The sequence below is a fragment of the Siphonobacter sp. genome, assembly GCF_048595215.1.
In the GTDB taxonomy this organism is placed as follows: domain Bacteria; phylum Bacteroidota; class Bacteroidia; order Cytophagales; family Spirosomataceae; genus Siphonobacter.
This window is the reverse complement of the sequence record NZ_JBMDWJ010000324.1, coordinates 1-3,121: the sequence shown is the minus strand read 5'-3', so window position 1 is coordinate 3,121 and position 3,121 is coordinate 1. Positions and strand designations below refer to the sequence as shown.

The 3,121-nt window shown below is 53.1% G+C and carries 3 protein-coding genes; all 3 read right to left on the bottom strand.

All coding sequences use genetic code 11. From position 1 onward, the window contains the following. On the bottom strand, nt 1-545 hold a 545-nt coding region (locus ACOJTG_RS20335), incomplete at its 3' end, for an FAD-dependent oxidoreductase (protein WP_420155495.1). 96 nt (nt 546-641) lie between these two features. Further along, entirely contained in the window at nt 642-2,105 is a 1,464-nt protein-coding gene (locus ACOJTG_RS20330; protein WP_420155494.1) for a RagB/SusD family nutrient uptake outer membrane protein, read from the bottom strand. Nucleotides 2,106-2,122: 17 nt separating this feature from the next. Further along, nucleotides 2,123-3,121, bottom strand: a 999-nt coding sequence (locus tag ACOJTG_RS20325) for a TonB-dependent receptor domain-containing protein (RefSeq protein WP_420155493.1), incomplete at its 5' end; no start/stop codon positions are given.

Below are 3,121 nucleotides of genomic sequence, written 5' to 3'. Positions count from 1 at the left end.
ACGCCGTTGAACGTTTCGTTGTACCGACTGTTGGCTTCCCGTCCGACCACGTACGAAACGCCCGCCTTGGCCATCAAATCGCCTTCGTAGGAACAATCGATGAACATTTTAGCCTGAATCGTCCGGTTGGTTGCCGCCGAGGGCTGATTCGTTTTTTCCAACGTGATTTGATTAATCACGTTGTTTGTCTTTTTGACACTGGCGAGTCGGTGTTCGTATAACACCGGAACGTCGCCCCGTTTACAATACGCTTTGAATAAATTTTCGGCCACGCTGGGTTCGAAAATCCACTGTTCAAATTTTCCGTAGTGCTGACCGATGCGGCGGTAAAAGTCATTCGCCAGGCCCGTAATGGCGTACTTATTGCCAATGTCCGTATAACCCAGCCCGCCTGAACTCATACCACCCAAATGGCGGCCCGGCTCGATGAGCACCACCGTTTTACCCATTTTTTTGGCCGTATACGCCGCAATGACTCCCGCGGAAGTACCCCCGTAAATACAAATGTCATAGGAAGCATTTTGGGCAATGGCCAGACGGCTCATCGTCAGTAGGAAAAAGGCCCATCCAATCGTTTTTTTCATCATAGCTTCAAGCAAATTCAAAGACCCGGAGCTTATCCTCCGGGTCAGAAGTCTACATTAATAACCCGGATTTTGGTCTTCGGCGTTAATCGCCCCGTTGTTGTCGAGTTCAGCTTTTGGAATGGGCCAAAGCACGTGACTATCTTTCATCGTCTTACCCTTGGCTTTCTGGACGAGGGCCTTCACCTGATCGACGCCCAGTCGTTTCATGTCATTCCACCGCTTGCCTTCAATCATAAATTCGTAGGCCCGTTCCTGTAGCACCGCCTCCCGAAAGGCCTGAGCACTCAGTCCAGCGTAATCGATGGCGGCGTTGGCCGTTGCGATGTCCGCTCCGTAGGCCCGGCGACGGACCTGATTGACCGCCTGATACGCCTCGGGCGTGGGACCGCCAGCGGCCTGACTCGCCGCTTCGGCATAAATCAGTAAGACGTCGGCGTACCGGAACAGGGGTAAATCGTTGCCACTGGCATTCGCCGCTACTGAAGCTGGATCTTTGAACTTCCGGAACTGGTACGGTTCGTTAGCGGGTAAGGTCACGATCTGGCCCGTGGTTCGGTTGACGTACTGTCCGTAAATATTAAACTCTTTTCGTAAATCCTTCGCATCCCAGTTGGCAATCAGCGGAAAGGTCTGACGGGCGTAGATGGTGCGGAAGCCCGGTGGTGAGTACTGCGTATTTTCCGCATGAATGTACAGCAGGTACTGGAAACCCTGCCCACCCGTGGAGGAATACTTCAACGAGAAAATATCCTCCGAACTCGTCGTTACTGTTGCTCCGTAGATCTTCTCGAAATCAGCTACCGTCGTCACCGGCACCAGCGAGTAAGCCTTACCATCCATGACTTCCTTGGCTTTATCCCGGGCCTGGGTCCAGTTCTGACGCGTCAGGTACACATCGGCCAACAGCGTTTTCGCGGCCCAGCTCGTCGCCCGTCCCGCCACGGCGGGCGTCGCGGGCAGGTCGGTTTCGGCAGCCGTTAGATCCTCCAGAATGAGTTTATACACCTCATCGACCGACGAACGGGGTACGTCATTGGAAGCCGTAGTCGAGGTACGGATCGGTACCCCACCCCAGTTGCGGACCAGATCGTAATACACCAGTGCCCGCAAGAACCGGGCTTCGGCGAGCAGACCCTTTTTCTCAGTTTCATCCATGGCAATGGCCGGAATGCGTTCGAGTGCAATGTTGGACCGAAGAATGGCCCGGTACGCCTGCGACCACACCCCTTCTACCCGTCCGATGTTGGTACCGTCCAGTCCCTGATACTCACTGATGAAGGCATACGAGCCGCGACCATTGGCGTAGTCCGTGTTCGCTTCCTGTTCCAGCAGATAGACCATTCCGTAATACCCGACTCCCCGTAAGGCATCGTAAATGGAATAGACCGCAGAACGGGCGTCCGTTGGGGTTTGATAAAAGTTCTCTTCGGTCAGGCGGTCGACCGGCACTTCCTGTAAGGTCTTCTGGCAGGAACCAAGGGCTGTTAAAGCCGCTAGTACGCAAAGTATCTTTTTCATAGCAGTTGGGCTTAGCATTAAAAGGCAAGGCTTACGCCGCAGGTATAGGTTTTGGCAACGGGATAACTAGTCTGATCGATACCGACCGTAATGGAGGCCGCTCCACCCCGGCTACTCACTTCGGGATCGTACCAGGAGTACTTGGTGAAGGTCAGCAGGTTCTGTCCGCTTACGTAAATCTGGGCGGATTTTAACCAGTTGACGCTCCACTTCGTCAACGGCAGGGTGTAGGCCAGACGAATGTTTTTCAACCGTAAAAAGGAGCCATCCTCCACGAAGCGGTTGGATTCCCGGAACGTAGAGCCAATGCTGACTTTCGGGTTTTTCGCCGCCGGATTGGGGTTTTCCGTCGTCCAGCGATCCAGCGAGCTGCGTACCTGATTTTCACCGAAGTTGAAGGCGTTGGCCTGATTCGACAGGTTAAAGTTGAAAATATCCGCTCCCTGAATGCCCTGCAAAAACACGTTCAGCGTGAAGTTTTTGTAGGAGAAATTATTGGTAAAGCCGTAGATAAAATCCGGATTGGGATTACCGATAATGGTACGATCCAGGTTGTTGAGGGTACCGTTACCGTCGAGATCCTTGTAGCGAATCGCTCCCGTTTCCGTCAGTCCATCTTCCACGTAGCCAAAGAAAACCCCAACGGGCTCGCCTTCCCGAATCAGGTTTACCGAAACGTTCAGTGGAATATCGAGTGAATTTCCGAACACATCACTACCCCCGGCCAGTTTGATTACTTTGTTACGGTTGGCAGCAAAATTCAGGCTCGCATCCCACTTAAAATTACCGGTCAGGATGTTTCCACCCAGGTCCAGTTCCACGCCCTGATTGCGAATGGTACCCAGGTTTTGTACCTGTTCGGTATAACCCGAGGAGCTTGGCAAGGGTACGCGGGCCAACAAATCGTTGGTGTTTTTGCGGTAGTAATCCACGGATAAGCGGAGGCGTTCCTGGAAAAACCCGAAGTCCAGACCCAGGTTGGTTTGCGTCGTGGTTTCCCATTTCAAATTCGGGTT